The sequence below is a fragment of the Xylanibacter ruminicola Ga6B6 genome (assembly GCF_000687715.1).
Taxonomy (GTDB): domain Bacteria; phylum Bacteroidota; class Bacteroidia; order Bacteroidales; family Bacteroidaceae; genus Prevotella; species Prevotella ruminicola_B.
The window spans coordinates 87,034-104,000 of record NZ_JHXD01000006.1; the positions used below are offsets into that span (position 1 = coordinate 87,034).

Annotated in this window: 10 protein-coding genes; 2 read left to right on the forward strand and 8 right to left on the reverse strand. The window is 46.5% G+C overall.

The window, feature by feature from the left end:
* Positions 1-5: 5 nt before the first annotated feature.
* The 3 genes from T500_RS0105700 to dnaK form a co-directional block, all read right to left on the reverse strand.
* Entirely contained in the window at positions 6-506 is a 501-nt protein-coding gene (locus tag T500_RS0105700; RefSeq protein WP_028907310.1) for a GNAT family acetyltransferase, read from the reverse strand.
* Positions 507-667: 161 nt separating this feature from the next.
* Positions 668-2,629 (reverse strand): hypothetical protein, encoded by a 1,962-nt coding sequence (locus T500_RS16325; protein ID WP_028907311.1) that lies wholly within the window; start codon positions 2,627-2,629, stop codon positions 668-670.
* A gap of 805 nt (positions 2,630-3,434) precedes the next feature.
* A complete protein-coding gene (gene dnaK, locus T500_RS0105710) occupies positions 3,435-5,351 on the reverse strand; it encodes a molecular chaperone DnaK (protein ID WP_028907312.1) in 1,917 nt (638 codons plus the stop codon).
* Between the two features lie 183 nt (positions 5,352-5,534).
* Between dnaK and T500_RS0105715 the strand changes: the two genes are divergently transcribed.
* Positions 5,535-6,941, forward strand: coding sequence for a hypothetical protein (locus tag T500_RS0105715; protein ID WP_155267450.1), 1,407 nt, complete (start codon positions 5,535-5,537; stop codon positions 6,939-6,941).
* A gap of 48 nt (positions 6,942-6,989) precedes the next feature.
* Here the strand turns inward: T500_RS0105715 and recA are convergent, their stop codons facing one another.
* From recA to T500_RS0105730, 3 genes are read right to left on the reverse strand one after another with little or no spacing between them, the layout of a single operon-like run.
* Positions 6,990-8,012, reverse strand: a complete 1,023-nt coding sequence (recA, locus tag T500_RS0105720) for a recombinase RecA (protein ID WP_028907314.1) — start codon at positions 8,010-8,012, stop codon at positions 6,990-6,992.
* A gap of 41 nt (positions 8,013-8,053) precedes the next feature.
* Positions 8,054-9,292, reverse strand: coding sequence for a saccharopine dehydrogenase family protein (locus T500_RS0105725; protein WP_013065478.1), 1,239 nt, complete (start codon positions 9,290-9,292; stop codon positions 8,054-8,056).
* Positions 9,293-9,335: 43 nt separating this feature from the next.
* Positions 9,336-9,941: a DUF6621 family protein gene (locus T500_RS0105730; protein WP_028907315.1), complete on the reverse strand. Its 606-nt coding sequence runs from the start codon at positions 9,939-9,941 to the stop codon at positions 9,336-9,338.
* Between the two features lie 129 nt (positions 9,942-10,070).
* Between T500_RS0105730 and nhaD the strand changes: the two genes are divergently transcribed.
* Positions 10,071-11,402 (forward strand): sodium:proton antiporter NhaD, encoded by a 1,332-nt coding sequence (gene nhaD, locus T500_RS0105735; protein ID WP_028907316.1) that lies wholly within the window; start codon positions 10,071-10,073, stop codon positions 11,400-11,402.
* A 39-nt stretch (positions 11,403-11,441) separates the two neighbouring features.
* On the opposite strand, the gene T500_RS16330 is transcribed toward nhaD, so the two are convergent.
* Positions 11,442-14,177, reverse strand: a complete 2,736-nt coding sequence (locus T500_RS16330) for an ATP-binding protein (protein WP_196243475.1) — start codon at positions 14,175-14,177, stop codon at positions 11,442-11,444.
* A gap of 18 nt (positions 14,178-14,195) precedes the next feature.
* On the reverse strand, positions 14,196-16,967 hold the full coding sequence (locus T500_RS0105745) for an ATP-binding protein (protein ID WP_196243476.1): 2,772 nt from the start codon (positions 16,965-16,967) through the stop codon (positions 14,196-14,198).

The window sequence follows — 16,967 nt, forward strand, 5'->3', positions numbered from 1 at the left end:
TGTTTTTATTTTGTTTTCTGATAAGCCAGGCGTTCGTCGCCCGAAAGTAGGTAGATGATGCCGCAGTAGGTAAAGCCTTGTTTCAGGATGACGTGCTGCATAATCTTGTTATCGCGGTGGGTGTCGATGCGGATATTGTTGTCGTGAGCAAAGCAGAAGTCCATAATGCTCTTGAAGATGCCATGTGCATCTGGATAGCTGGCAATACGATGCACTACGTGATAGGGTAGAGTGTCCTCTATCCAGTTGCCCTCGTAGATTTTGGCGTAAGTTGGCTCGGGACTGGGTAGAAAAGCAAAATAAGCTACGATGGTGCCATCGTCTTCTACCACATGTCCGCCACCCACTTCTATGTCGTGTAGAATCACGTCTGTAGACGGGTAGCTATCTGCCCATTGGTGCATGTTGCCCGATTGGCGCATAATCTGCTTGGCTGCAGCTATAACGTTCATAATGTCATCAACCTGCTGCGGGTTGGCTTTTGTGATGGTTCTATTCATTATCATTATCTTCTATTACCGTCGGCAAAGTTACAAATTTCTGTCCAAACACACATAAGAAAAACGACATAAATGAATGGAAATAGCGTTTTTAAACAAATCAGGGCCCGCTTATAAGCGAGCCCTATGTGTTTTTTCTTGGTATTTTTTCTTGGTATTTGATGTAATTATTTCCACCAGAAATCATCCTGGAATGTACCTTGTACATAGTCGGTGAATCTCATATACGCGTTAGCAATGTTTGTTCTTTCTGGAACAGGTGTGAATGTGTCATCAACCAAAATCTTACAAGCAGCTTCGCCTCTTGTGGCTTTTAGCTCCATCCATGAACCGTTCTTCAGTACCTCAATCTTGATGTTCTTAATCTGTTCAGGCGTCGTGTACTCTCCATCAACTTCGAATGTAACAGGATCTACAGTAGGTCCTGAACCTGTGTTGTACATCTTATAAGTGCCACTTGCGTTAGGAGACGTTTCTCCAAATAGACCGTGTACCTCTATGCCCTTGACTCTCAGCGGGAGGGTACCACCTGCACAGATCAGCTTCAGAGTGGTCTTGCCACCTTCTGCCTTCACTACATCGAATACAACATCGTTGAAGTCGAAGTCGCCAGCCTCTGATGCCGACAGGTCTTCAGCAATCACGCGATAGAGTGGGGTACTGCTACCTACGAAACCTGGGTTACATGGTGTTGCTGTAATGTTGATGTTAGGCTTGCCTGACTGGAAACCTGCAGCATAAATATTGTTATCGATGCTGAAACCGTCTTTCTCATAAATAAACTTATTTCCACTACCATCGTTGCCCTGAGCAAAATGCGTCTCAGCCGAAACATACAGGTTGCCGCCATAGGTTACAGCACCATGACTGTTGATGCTCGCAAGATATGTGTCTCTGACAATATCCTTAGCTTGGAATACAGCATATCCATCTTGTGAGATTCCATAGATGCCATAACCATCATCACCAGTCTTTCCACACTCAAACTGAGCAGTTTTCTCGACTACAAACACTGCATCCGCTCCCATTAGAATCTTAAATGGACCAGAAACGGCACCTGTACTTGAATCTCTACCTCCATAGAAATTCTCTGTCAATACACCACAACCAGCATCAATCTTAAATGATCCTGTAGCTGATGAGATATTCATCTCGAAGTCATGAGTCACCTCAAGCATACAGTTGTTGATCACGTTCTCGCTTCCGCCGATGTAAGCATAATCATAGGTAGTCCAATGTCCGTTGTTTACCCAGCCAGAGTTGTTGCTGTTAACTTTGGTGGTGCCAGTAACAGTACACTCGGCATTGTTCTGTATAGCACCTGCGTTCACAGTAACATTGGTGGCATTGATGGTACCATCGTTTACAATTCTGCTATCATTGCTTTCGGCATTCACACTTCCTGCTTCCAGTGTACCAACATTATAGAGGAAACTTGCCATGTTTACTTCAAAAGTACCAGCTTTGATAGTTCCATGATTATACACCTTTGTGTTGGTGTTAGCCTTGAGGAAACCTGCAGTTTCGAGTGTAGCACCTTCTGCAATATAAATGGCATCAACATTTAAAGTGGTGGCGCTAAGCTCGGCTAACTTTAAGGTTGCTCCAGTGAGCAGATAGATTTCCGATCTATAATCTGGGGCAAATTTAGGTGCTGCAGCATTGGTGTCATCATTGGATAAATCAACAGTACCTGTTATGTAAATCTTGCTAGCGCCAGCCCATGTAGAAACGGATTGGGTTTCTGAATCAATGTAATATGAACCAGCTCCAGCTCCATTTGGAGAAAGTCTGTTAACACCTGCAGGCACATCATCCAAGAAATTGCTGGCATCGCAGTCAGTTGGGAAAGAAATCGTAGGCTGTAAGTTGCCTTTGCAGGTAGCATAAGTGCCCACGGCACGTGTAAGGGCGCGCGATTTGGCATTTTTGCTGCTGAATCCCCAGTCAACATTGGGGCCAACCTTACCAAACGCTCTTTCAAAAGCAACTGCATACGTTTCGTTCAAATTCTGTTCAACTTTCTCCTCACTGTATTGATATTTATCCTTACTACACGAAGAGAGTACCATTGTACCCAATATGGTGGCTACAATCACAATCATTCCATAATAACAGTTCTTTTTCATAATTGTAATAGGTTAAATTAGTAATTGTATTAATCATTGATATATTTGGCGCAAATATACGAAAAATACTAAAATGTTGTATGTCTTGACTAGTTAATAAGAGTTAACTGTTGCGCAAAAAAATATGTGTTCGCAAACAAAAAACATCGTATTGTCGATGGATTACGCGTGATATGTGCCAAAATCTTAGATGCCCTATCGTATATTTTTTCTATAGAATAAGCATTATTATTATTTTAAATTATGTAATTAGCCTACATGCCTACATGTTTTTGCCGTTTACCTACGTACTAACAGATATTGTTTGCCTAGTTAGCAGCTTTTATCCTTAATACTCGTTGCGAAATTCTCTAGAGAATTTTGCCGTTACCTAGGCACTCAGTAGTGTTTAGTAAGGCACTTAGCTGAAAATTCTCTAGAGAATTTCGCAGCATCCTTTAGGAAGAAATATTGCAAGTACATTAATAAGTATGTTTTCGCAAGGCAGAAAGTAGCTTTTCGCATACTGATAAGTAAGCATCGAGAGACCCAAAAGCTACTTTTCGTACCCTAAAAAGCTACTTTTCGGTCGATTTTATGTAGGCTTTATGTAGGCTTTTGTGGTACTTTATGTAGGCTTGAAAACGCCAGAAATCCTTTATGCATGCGGTTTTCGAGCGATTTTATGTAGGCATGTAGGCAATATGCCGAAAAATTTTTTGGGGAAATGGAATCATATGGAATACTGGTTGATTGAGAAATAAAACAAAAGAGGTGCAGACGTTGAATCTGCACCTCTTGGTTATGTTGTAAGTAAATCAATTATTTACTTTACCTCCTCGAAGTCGGCATCCTGGATGTCCTCAGCCTTTGGACCCTCCTGCTGAGCCTGCTGCTGACCGCCCTGGAACTGATCGCCACCAGGCTGACCTGCTGCACCGCTCTGCTGGTACATCTGCTGTGAAGCAGTCTGCCAAGCAGTGTTCAGAGCTGCGATAGCTGTGTCGATAGCAGCTACGTCGCCTGCCTTGTGAGCATCCTTGAGCTGCTGCAGAGCCTGCTCGATAGCTGGCTTGTGCTGTGCAGGGATCTTATCGCCAAGCTCCTTCAGCTGATTCTCGGTCTGGAAAATCATTGAGTCGGCCTGGTTCAGCTTGTCAATACGCTCGCGCTCCTTCTTATCGTTCTCGGCATTCTGCTCAGCCTCGGCCTTCATGCGGTTGATCTCGTCCTGTGACAGACCAGATGAAGCCTCGATGCGGATAGCCTGCTCCTTACCTGTAGCCTTATCCTTGGCAGATACCTTGAGGATACCGTTGGCATCGATATCGAAGGTTACCTCGATCTGAGGAATACCACGACGTGCTGGAGCGATACCTGTAAGGTTGAACTGTCCGATGCTCTTGTTCTGAGCAGCCATTGGGCGCTCACCCTGCAGAACGTGGATAGTTACCTCAGTCTGGTTATCAGCTGCTGTAGAGAATGTCTCGCTCTTCTTGCAAGGGATAGTTGAGTTAGCCTCGATCAGCTTGGTCATTACACCACCCATGGTCTCGATACCCAGTGTAAGAGGAGTAACGTCGAGCAGTACGATGTCGCCTACACCACCTTCCTTGTTCAGGATAGCACCCTGGATTGAAGCACCTACGGCTACAACCTCGTCAGGATTTACACCCTTTGAAGGCTCCTTACCGAAGTAGTTCTTAACCAGAGTCTGAACAGCTGGGATACGGCTTGAACCACCTACCAGGATAACCTCGTCGATATCAGCTGTGTTCAGCTTAGCATCGGCCATAGCCTTCTGACATGGAGCCAGACAAGCCTGGATGAGGTCGTGAGCCAGCTGCTCGAACTTAGCACGGGTAAGAGTCTTAACCAAGTGCTTAGGTACACCGCCTACAGGCATGATGTATGGCAGGTTGATCTCGGTGCTTGTGCTTGAAGACAGCTCGATCTTAGCCTTCTCAGCAGCCTCCTTCAGGCGCTGCATAGCCATTGGGTCGCTCTTCAGGTCGGCACCCTCGTCGTTCTTGAACTCCTGTACCAGCCAGTCGATGATAACCTGGTCGAAGTCGTCACCACCCAGGTGAGTATCACCATTGGTAGAAAGTACCTCGAATACGCCGCCACCGAACTCCAGAATAGAGATATCGAATGTACCACCACCCAGGTCGAATACGGCAATCTTCATATCCTTGTTAGCCTTATCAACACCGTAAGCCAAAGCTGCGGCTGTAGGCTCGTTTACAATACGCTTTACGTCGAGACCAGCAATCTGACCAGCCTCCTTAGTAGCCTGACGCTGAGAATCTGAGAAGTAAGCAGGTACGGTGATAACTGCCTCTGTAACCTCCTGTCCGAGATAATCCTCGGCAGTCTTCTTCATCTTCTGCAGAACCATAGCAGAGATTTCCTGTGGAGTGTACTTACGACCGTTGATGTCAACACGTGGGTAGCCACCCTCGTTAACTACGGTATATGGTACACGACCGATTTCCTTCTCAGTCTGCTGCCAGTTCTCACCCATGAAACGCTTGATAGAGTAAACAGTGTTCTTAGGATTAGTGATGGCCTGACGCTTAGCAGGGTCACCGATCTTACGCTCACCGTTGTCAACAAAACCAACTACAGAAGGTGTTGTACGCTTACCCTCGCTGTTGGCAATTACTACTGGCTCGTTACCCTCGAATACGGCAACACAGCTGTTGGTAGTTCCTAAATCGATTCCAATAATCTTTCCCATAATTCTTATATTTTTTTAATTTATACTCAATTTGACACAATCGGGAGTGCAAAGCATGTGCCAAAATGTCCTTTTATGATAAAAATGTTTTTTATTACGTCATTTTGGCATAAAATATTTGGATATTCATCCGAAAAAGTCTATCTTTGCACACAGAATTCTATAATAAAACAATCGGTCATGATGAAAAAACTGTTTTTTACTGCCTGTATGTCGTTTGCCTTTCTGGCAACCTCGGCTCAGACCAACTCTTATATCGTGAAGACTAAGGGTGCCACTAGGAGTGCTCAGAATCACATGGCAGACGTGATTGCCGAAGTGAAGGAGGAGGATGAGGAGAGCTCGAAGGACTTCATCAGCCAGAACTTCCGCTATCAGAGTTTGTGCGATTGGGAAGAGGGCATGAAGTTTATGGTGATGCCCGAGAAGCTTGATCTGGTGGTGAAAACTTTTACTGATGCTGCCACAGGTAAGAATGTAAGCAACCTGAAGCTGAAGTACAAAATCATGATTTACAAAGGCCATTCAGAGGGTAAGGATGGTAGAGCACAGATTGATTTCTTGTGTCAGGATGATGGCAAAAACTATTATTATGTGATAGATCACCTTACGTTCGACGACTATTGTTTCCAGAGAACGGGCGTGCCCACATTGGCTTATCTGGGCGATGTGGATATTGCTAGGGAGAAGCTGCAGGATAAGGTGCTTTATACCAAGAGTAAACTTTACCGGGTTGACACAGAGTATGATGGCGAAGGCTATCAGGAGGTGATAGTGGATAATGATTTGGTGGTAAAAGTGGTAGCCGTTGGCGTTGGCTCGCGTAACTATCCTGTAAAAATAGTTGTAGAGGATAATAATGGCAACCAGTTCTACCAGAACGTAACGATGTCGAGGACAAACTGTGCCACTCGTGACGATGAGTTTGAGGGCGATGAGGCTCGATTCTTGTTTAATAACTCGTTCGAGTTGCAGGACGACATCATGTCAATCAGCAGTCGTAACTACAAGATTTTTGTGGGCAAAGTTGTTCATACCAAGATACCTGTAAAAATGCTGAACGAGGTTACCAACAAGCAGCAGGCTATCCCACGTTTGGCTGAGTATAGGATTGAGTCGATTACACCTCATAAGGGCGATGATATGGCTACTGTTAAGCTTAAGAATACGACGCTTGGTACCTTCTTCTTTGCAGATTGCTACCTTGATCAGTATAAGAGTGAGGCCCATCCCGAACAGTTCTTTGGATTGATATTTGCCCCTGGAGCCGGCAAGAAGGTGGTTACCAGCGAGGCCAGTCGTGCTATGATTCGTGCCGGACACGTTGGTATTGGTATGAGCGAGGACGAGGTACAGATGGCTGCTGGTGAACCTGATAAGGTTGAGAACGGCCAAGGCGGTCAGTACTTCTGGATATTTAAACGCTCGAACGATAAGCTGTTGTATGTAGAGTTTGATGGTTCGGGTATAGTGAAGAAAACCAGTGTTAAGGATATGGAAGAGCGCACTGGTAAGAAGAAAAAATCTAAGAAGCCTGAACCTGTTAAGGGTTGGATGGGTGGATCAAAAGCCGATCCGTTAGCAGATTAAAATACAAACAGAAATCCCAGCCAAACGGCTGGGATTTCTTGTTTCATGTTATTTCTTATCAGCGATTGCTTCCATAATCTTTGCTTCGAGTTCCTCGCAGAGTTCTGGGTTATCCTTGAGCAGTGCTTTTACTGCATCGCGGCCTTGAGCTAACTTCGAGTCGCCGTAGCTGAACCATGAGCCACTCTTCTTGATAATCTCGTATTCAACACCCAGATCCACAATCTCGCCAATCTTTGAGATTCCCTCGCCAAAGGTAATCTCGAATTCGGCCTTGCGGAATGGGGGAGCCACCTTGTTCTTAATCACCTTTACACGTACTTGGTTACCGATGATGTTGTCGCCATCCTTAATAGCTGTAACTTTGCGGATATCCAGACGTACTGAAGCGTAGAACTTCAGGGCGTTACCACCAGTGGTGGTCTCGGGATTACCGAACATCACACCAATCTTTTCGCGCAACTGGTTGATGAAGATACAGGTAGTATTGGTCTTCGAGATGGTTGAGGTGAGCTTGCGGAGTGCCTGGCTCATCAAGCGGGCCTGCAAACCTACTGCTGAATCACCCATGTCGCCCTCAATTTCCTTCTTTGGTGTCAGAGCTGCTACAGAGTCGATAACGATAATATCGATGGCGCTCGAACGAATCAGCTGATCGGCAATCTCCAATGCCTGCTCACCATTATCGGGCTGTGAGATGTAGAGGTTTTCTACATCAACACCCAGGTGGGCAGCATAGAAACGGTCGAATGCATGCTCGGCATCGATGAAAGCGGCAATACCACCATTCTTCTGGCACTCTGCAATAGCGTGGATGGCCAGTGTGGTTTTACCTGACGACTCAGGACCATAGATCTCGATGATACGACCCTTGGGGTAGCCGCCTACACCCAGTGCTGCATTTAAACCAATCGAACCAGTTGGAATAACTTCTACGTTATCAATCTGTTCGTCTCCCATGCGCATAATCGAGCCTTTACCATAGTCCTTCTCAATCTTAGACATGGCAGCCTGAAGCGCTTTCATTTTCTCTTGCTGAGGCGACAAGGCCTCTTCCTTTTCTTTTGCCATAGTTAGTTTTACTACGTTACGATTAATGATTTATGTTTTATTTAGAGCTCAAGATCTCCGTCGTGAATCTCGTGCCAAGGCAGACCCTGCTTGTTGAGCTGCTCCATGAATGGATCGGGATCGAACTCCTCGACGTTGTGAACGCCTGGGGTGTTCCAAAGTCCCTTGCAGAACATCATGGCACCAATCATTGCAGGTACACCTGTGGTGTAGCTAACACCCTGCATGCCGGTCTCCTCGTAGGCGGCACGGTGGCTGCAGTTGTTATATACATAATAGGTGTGCTCCTTGCCATCGTTGCCAATACCGCGGATGCGACAGCCGATAGAGGTCTGACCCTCGTAGTTCTCGCCCAGATCCTGTGGGTTAGGCAGCACGGCCTTCAGGAACTGCAGAGGTACAATCTTTACCTTGGCAGTACCAGTACCATCGGCCAATGGTGCCTCGTACTCTACCTCGTCGATACGGCTCATGCCGATGTTCTGAATCACTTCGAGGTGTTTCAGATACTGCTGACCAAAGGTCATCCAGAAACGGGCACGCTTGATGGTGGGGTAGTTGATAACCAGACTCTCGATTTCCTCGTGGTGCAGCAGATAGCTGTCGCGAGGACCGATCTCTGGATAGGTAAGATCCTTGTGAATCTCCAGAGGCTCTGTCTCAACCCACTTGCCATCTTCCCAGTACAGTCCCTTCTGGGTAATCTCGCGGATGTTGATCTCTGGGTTGAAGTTGGTGGCGAAAGCCTTGTGGTGGTCGCCAGCGTTACAGTCAACAATATCCAGATACTGAATCTCCTTGAAATGGTGCTTTGCAGCGTAAGCGGTGTAGATAGAGGTTACACCTGGGTCGAAACCGCAACCCAGAATAGCTGTCAGTCCAGCCTTCTCGAAGCGCTCGCGATAAGCCCACTGCCATGAGTACTCAAAGTGAGCCTCGTCCTTTGGCTCGTAGTTGGCGGTGTCGAGATAGTTGCAACCGCAAGCCAGGCAGGCATCCATAATTGTGAGGTCCTGATAGGGCAGGGCCAGGTTGATAACCAGCTCGGGCTTGAAGTCGTTGAACAGCACCTTGAGCTGCTCTACATCATCAGCATCAACCTGAGCGGTCTTAATATCCATTTTATATCCAGCCTTGTGGATATCCTCCACAATCTTATCGCACTTAGCCTTACGGCGACTAGCAATCATAAACTCTGTAAACACGTCAGCGTTCTGAGCAATCTTAAATGCTGCAACGGTAGCCACGCCACCTGCGCCAATCATTAATACTTTTGCCATAGTCTAAAATATTTAATGTTTAATTCTTCAATCCTTTAATTCTTTAATCTTTTATCTCATTGGCCTTGATACCGAGTGCTGCCATCAGCGAGTAGCCTAAGATTTCCTGACGGAAATTGCCGCCAGTTTGTGGTTGCATGCTGAACACGGTGATGCGTTTGTCATCATCGTCGGCATGGCGCAACGTCTCGCGTACCTTATTATATATAGAAGCATCTTCGGCGTTAGGTATCACCATCAGGCGTTTAATGTTCTTCTGGGCACAAACCAGTTCGAGTACCTCGCAAAAGAAATCGCCTGTTTTGGCGAACCCTTCGGCCTGATAGGCATTGATGGTAAACTCGCCCAGATGGTCCTTGAATGCCTTTTCGCTCAAGTCGTTAGCATAGTTGCCTGGTACGAAGTTGTTCATCTGCTGTTGATCCTTCTGGTGAATCAGGATTACCTGTATCTCGTTCTCACCTTCTCTCACGCCGCCATCGAGTGCAACGCAGTCAAGCCACTTGGCGATATCAGCCTGTGGAATACGTCTTCCAATCATGCGCTCGAAGTTCACAATGAGATTAAATGCCACAGTATCAACGTAGTCCGCATCTACCAGTACCACGTTGTCACTCCACTTTACTTCATTATTCAGTTCGTTGTTCATATGGAGTGCAAATATACAAACTTTTTCGCTAAGCAACAAACTTTTCTCGTTTTATTTGGTTTTCTTCTCACTTATTCGTACCTTTGCAGCCAAATTCAAAACAATAATTAAAAAGTATTCTAAACAAAAATGTCAACATTAACAATTTTGATTGTCGTTGTGTTCTGTATAGGCTATCTTTGTATAGCTCTTGAGAGCCTGACAAAAGTAAATAAAGCGGCTATTGCGCTGCTGATGTGTGTGCTGTGCTGGACACTGCTTATGCTCGATCCTACATCGTATTATCCCAGCTTACTGGGCAGTGATGTGATGCACCACATATCCGAGGTTATCGAACATCATTTGGGCGATGCCGCAGGTACCTTGTTCTTCCTGATGGGTGCCATGACCATCGTTGAGATAGTAGACTCAAACGGTGGTTTTAACTTTGTTCGTGACACATTGAAGACACGCTCTAAGCGTAAGCTGATGTGGCGAATGGCCTTTATGACCTTCTTCCTCTCGGCTATTCTGGATAACCTGACAACATCTATCGTGATGATTATGGTGCTGCGTAAGCTGGTTCAGAGTCGTAACGACCGATTGATCTATGCTGCTCTGGTAGTTATCTCGGCTAACTCGGGAGGCGCATTCTCGCCTATTGGCGATGTAACCACCATCATGCTTTGGATCAAGGGCGTTATTACTACTCAGGGTGTGCTGACCGAAATATTTATCCCTTCGCTGATTTCTATGCTGATACCTGCCTTTATCCTGCAGTATCAGTTGGTAGGCAAGTTTGATAAGGAGCAGAATCTGCCAAAGGCCGATGTCAGCACCTTTACTAAGTCGCAGCGCGACATCATCTTCTGGCTGGGTGTTGGCGGTCTGTGCTTCGTACCCATCTTCAAGACGATTACTCATCTGCCTCCATTCATGGGTATCCTGCTTGTTCTGGGTCTGCTTTGGACAGTTACAGAAATCTTCCACTACAGTGCCTCTGATGATGACACCATGGCCAAGCGTGTAAGCGATCTGCTGTCGCGTATCGACCTGTCAACCATTATGTTTTTCCTGGGTATCCTGATGGCAGTATCCGTACTGCAGGAGGTAGGCGTACTCACCATGCTGGGTGGCGTACTTGATACCACTTTCGAGGGTAATCACTTCCTGGTAACAGGTATTATCGGTGTGCTCTCTTCGATTGTTGATAATGTGCCTCTGGTAGCTGGATGTATGGGTATGTATCCTGTTGCTGCTACTGGCGATATGGCTATCGATGGTATCTTCTGGCAGTTGCTGGCCTACTGTGCTGGTGTGGGTGGTTCAATGCTTATCATCGGATCGGCTGCAGGCGTGGTTGTGATGGGTCTTGAGAAGATTACCTTTGGCTGGTATATGAAGAAGATTACCTGGGTAGCTTTTGTAGGCTATCTGGCAGGTATTCTTACTTACTGGGTTGAAAGAGCATTGTTATTCTAAATAATAAGCCCTCGCTCAATGGCGAGGGCTTTATTGTTTTTATTTCCTTGGTATCCACATCCAGAAGGTAGAACCATGACCTTCACCTTCTGAGTCAACACCAATCTTTCCTTCGCATCGTTCGGCGATAGCCTTACAGATACTCAATCCTAAACCTGTACCCTGTACAAAGTCGTTCAGCTTTACAAAACGTTCAAACACGGCAGCCTGCTTATCCTTGGGGATACCAGCACCCGTATCCTCGCAGTAGAAGTAGATGCCACCATCCTGCTCGCGATAGCCCACCTTGATGTGTCCCTCGTGGGTGTACTTGATGGCGTTGGTAGTAAAGTTGGTAAGTACCTGTTGTATGCGACCCTTATCGAGCGTGGCAGGGAAGGTGTCGTATGGATTATCCTTAATGAACTGTACGCCTGCCTCATCTACACGCTGTGCCAATGTCTGACAGATGTCGTCGAATACCTTGGCAAAGTCAACCTGCTCGGGTTGGATGGCCAGTGCCTGACCCACATTCGAGGCTTCGAGGATATCGTTGATGAGTCGCATCAGCATGTCGCAGTTGTTGCGGATAATGCGGATAAACTCCATACGCTCGCTATGTTCCTCAACCACAGGCAACAGATCGCTGAATCCCACAATGGCATTCAGAGGCGTACGTATCTCATGGGTCATATTAGCCAGGAAGGCGGCCTTCATCTTACCTGATTCCTCAGCGCGCAGAGTCTCGTCCTTCAGCTTCTGCTGAGCTTCCATCAGGGTGTCGATGTTACGAGCCACACCAAAATACTGATATACCTTTCCATTCTCATCGAAACTGGGAATACCGCTGATGGCATACCATACAGGATTAGGGTTGATAACGGTGTGCTTGAAGTGGATGGTCTGGTTGTATGGCTTAGCCAGAGCAATGGTTGCCATTGCATCCTTGAGCGCAGTTGCACTAAACTCATCAGTAACGCCACCATAGAATTCATCCAAAGTCTTGGTGTAGTCGGTTTTGCGACCACTATAGCTGAAGTGGATGAGTCCCTCTTTCAAGTCGAATGTCCAAACAAACATCTTACAGGTTTCAAGCAGATAACCCAGTTGGTTCTCGTAGGTCTTGATATCTTCGGTGGCTTTACGAATCTCGGTATCGTGCCTATGCTGTTCCAGATATAGGTGTCGTTCGGCAGTCATATCGCGGGCCGTTACCACGTAGAACTGCATCTCGCCATTCTCATCGAATGTTGGGCGTACCTTAATCTCGATATACTTGTAGATGCCAATCTCGGGATAGAACATGCGCTGACAAACGTGGAAGTTCTCTTTGTCGCCTTTGTGGTACAGACCTTTTACCAGGGGAACTTCGAACAGGTTCATCTGGCGGAAGAACTCCTCGCCATCCTTGTCAAACTCGCAGAGGTCGGCCATACGACGGTTCACGTCAATCAGTTTACCATCCTTGTCATAGAACGACATGGCTATCAAGCCATATTCGAACATGTTCTGGTATTTGCTGGCTATCTCTTCGTTCATGCGCTCCTCTTGTACCTCGTTGGTGTAATCCCTGAACGAGGTAATGATGTAACGTGGCTTGTCTTCGTCGTATTCTACTACGGCATGTCCCTCAATCCAATGCCAGTCGGGCTTTTCTATCGTTCCTCTGTTATAACGACGCTTCAGATAGCCCAGATCCTTATGACCTTGACTCATCAAGCGCATGGCTTCGCTGAATTTACCCTTCTCTTCTTCGGGGAGGCGTTCCATAAACACGGCGTGACTCATACCTTCTTCGGGTAGCATATCGCCATATCTGTTTTTCAACCATTGTGTCTGGATGTCGAACTCTATCACATAGTATTTACCTGAACTCAGTGCTTTCTGCATCATCTCGTTCAGGTCAACCGATTTCTCAACAGCCTTTCGAACGCGGGTACGCATCATCTGACTGAACAGCAGGAAGATGATGGCTGCTGCGATGATGCCAACCAGCAGAATGAGTGCCATGGGCGAGGCATCGTTGTGTACATTCTCGGGATGGAACCACCTGTCGTATATCCTCTCGACATCGCCCGATTGCTCCATACGTGCAAATGTGTCGTCGATAGCATGAATCAGCTCCTTATCGTAGCCGATGATACGCAACTCGCCAGCAGGGATATCGGTCTCGTCAAACTCAATGCCATCAATGTTCAGCTCCTTAACCTTCATCATCAGTGGCTGTTCGCCCCACATGTAGTACTTGTACTTGCCACTTCGGATACCCATCAGGGCCTCGCGGGGTGAATGGTACTCAACCTTAAAGGCCTTGCTTCTCTGTTCATTTATCTTCAAGTCTACATAGTCGTTTTTCTTCACTGTCAGTGTATCGTCCTTAGTAAGCTGACTGATGCGTCGGAGTGGACGGGTACCCTTCAGTCGTACAGCCCTTACATTATAATAGGTAATCATGTTCTGGGTGTACTCGAATGGGGGACGGTCGTATTTAAACTTCAGACAGTGGATAAGGTCGGCCTCGTGCCTGTCGAAAGTCTCTGTACACTGGTACCACTCTTTCATGATGAACTTGTGCGGAATACCCAGTTTGTCTAATATCAAGTTCAATACCTCAACATTGTAGCCATCAGGTTCACCCATGTCGTTTCTGAACTCATAAGGCGGGAACTCCCAGTCGCTCACAATAATCAGCGGTTTTTCGGTGGTGTATTCACGTATATATTTGGCCGCAGCTTGCTGTACGTGGCACAAGGCAAGCAAACTGGTAATAGCAAGTATGAATATCTTTTTTGTCATGATCATCAAGTTTCGGATTTAACAACGTTCCATTTCTATCAGCTTACAAGGTATCGAGAACCATACCATGGTGCCCTTGCCTTCGGTAGATTTAAGCTCTATCTGTCCGCCCATATACTCTACCAACTCATGGCAGATACTGAGACCAAGGCCTGCGCCATTGTTGGCACCAGTTACAAATCGGTCGAAAATGTGTTCGATGTCCTCTTGCTTAATGCCACATCCGGTATCTTCTACCGATACAATCAGTCGGTCGGCAATAAACTCGTAGCGTGCCAATACCGAGCCCGAGGTGGTATGTTGTATGGCGTTGGTAAGTATCTTGTTAAGAATCATCGATACATTGGGTTCGTCAATCTCTACTATTAGACGTTTAAACGGATTCTGTGCCGTATATTCTACGCCGGGCTTCCTGTGGTTGTCCCATACAGATGAACAGCGTCCCTCGAAAATGCTGGCCAGGTCGATGGGCTGGGGCGAGATGGTGATCATGCCGGCATCTAGTCGCGACAGGAACAGAATGTCGTTGATCAGTTTGAGCAGCGAGGCCGAGTTCTCCTTAATCTCATTGATAAATACAGCCTCGTCTTCAGGCGAGTGATCCATCTGAAACAGCTCGGAGAATCCTACAACTGTATTCAATGGCGTACGTATTTCGTGGCTCATGTTGTGCAGGAAGGCGTTCTTTACCGTCTCTACCTCCTGAGCACGAACCGACTCCAATGCCAATTTCTCCTCTACGGCCTTGATGTCGCTGATGTCACGAATCAGTCCGAAGTATTCCACTATCTGTCCATCCTTGTAGGTGGGCACAAAGTTAAACTGCAGGTGCAGAGTAACGTGGTCCTTGCGTCTGATGCAAGTCTTGATTTCTGCTCGCAGACTGCCAGGTTGCTTGTTATCCATCTTGTTCAGTATGCGTAGTGCCTGTTTCTCCGATGATGGAGCGATGAATGCCAATGCTCTGGTTTGGGTTAGCGAGTATTTCTCGTGGTTAATCTCGCTGAACACGGTTAACGTATGCGTGTCGAGGTGATACTTGGCCAGACTGATACCTCCTACTGCCAGCACATAGTCGATGTTACGCACATAGTTGGTAACCTCGTCCTGAATCTCTTGCAGTTCGTTGGTGTTCTCCTGTAGTTGTCGGTACGAGTGGGCTACCTCGGTAACATTACGTCCAGAACCGAAGAAACCGATACGCTTACCATCCTTATCGCGGATAGGCATTACCTGCAACTCGTAGTATAGCTTGTCGCGTTTCAACAGATTGTTCAGTGTACGCCCATCGTCAGGTCCGTAAAATATCTGTGTGGCATAGAAGATTTCTAAGTCGTCGAGATCCAAATCTTCTATACCCAGCACATCGGATAGCGTGATGTGCTGTTTTTTGATTGTTTCTATGTCAACTCCTACTACAGCAAGTGATTTGGAGTTCATATCGGTGATATAACCATCGGCATCATAGTACACCATATCAACCATGGCCGAGTTAAACAGCGACTGATAACGCAGCATCGACTCCTTAATGAGCTGTTGGCGCATGCGCTCCTGGGTGGTATCGGTCTTCGAACAGATAATAACTGATGGCTTCTTGTGTTTGTCGCGTCGCAATACCGACAGGGTAGCCGTGTAGTTGTTGCTATGAATCAGGTCGTTCTCGTATTCCTTGAGCTGCAAGGTAAAGGTAGGAACTTTCTCCTCGATAACCAGGCGCAAGGCTTCGGTAAGTTGCGTAAAGTCGTTAGGGTCGAATCGGTGTGAGAATTCCAGCAGTGAATAGTTGCGCTCGGGGTAGCCGGCCGAATCCATCATCACAAAGAACTGTGAGGCAACATCGTAAGTACAGAACTTTACGTTACTGGTACGCATTACCAACGACAGACGTTCATTTTCCTTCAAGATTTTCTTTGTTATCTGGTGTTCGCGAATCTTGAAGAAGGCGTAGTACATGATAACGGCCAAAGCCAGAATGGCAAAGAACTTGATCCAATCCCAGATCCATGATGGGATACCCGATTCCTGGCGCTCTGGGTAGAACCACTTGTTCTGGATAGCTGTCAACTGGTCGTTGGCGCGCAGTTTCGAGTAAACGCTATCCAGTTGCGCCAGCAGGTGATGGTCGTTGGCAAAGAACTTATACTCGCCATAGGGAAAGTCGAAAGGTGTGAGCTCCAGGTTATCGGTATGGTATTTCATCATCAGCCACTTCAGCGACACAGAGTTCCAAAGTATCACACCTTTATTTTCAGAACTTACTGTCTGTATGGCCTCTTTCATGTCGTCGAATGGGATGATTTCCTTGGCCCATCCGTTATCAATCAGTTTATGGTGACTGAAACTGCCCTCATGCACAATGATAGAGTAGTCGGTAAGGTCTTTTCCTGCCTTGGCATGGATAGCCTGACTTTTAGGAGTTACCAGACTATGGGTGAATATCTGCACAATGGTTTTGCCGTAGGATGAGTTGTTGCGGGCAAAGTCGGCATCCATTCTCAGCATCAGGTCCGACTTATGGTCTTTCAGGTCTTTTTGGGCTTCCAGAGTTGGACGTAGTCTGATAACATATGGAATGTCGAGTTCTTTGAAAATCATCTTCAAAAGGTCGATATTATAGCCGTCAGGTTCGCCGTTCTCGTTCAGGAATACATAGGGCCACAGGTCCCAGGCATCCTCATACACCAACGGTCGCTGATCATTGTAAACAATGATGCTGTCTTTCTGAGCGTATGCGGTGCCAAATGACAGGTGGCAGGCTAAAAGTAGTACAAATATTCTAAATCTATTCAT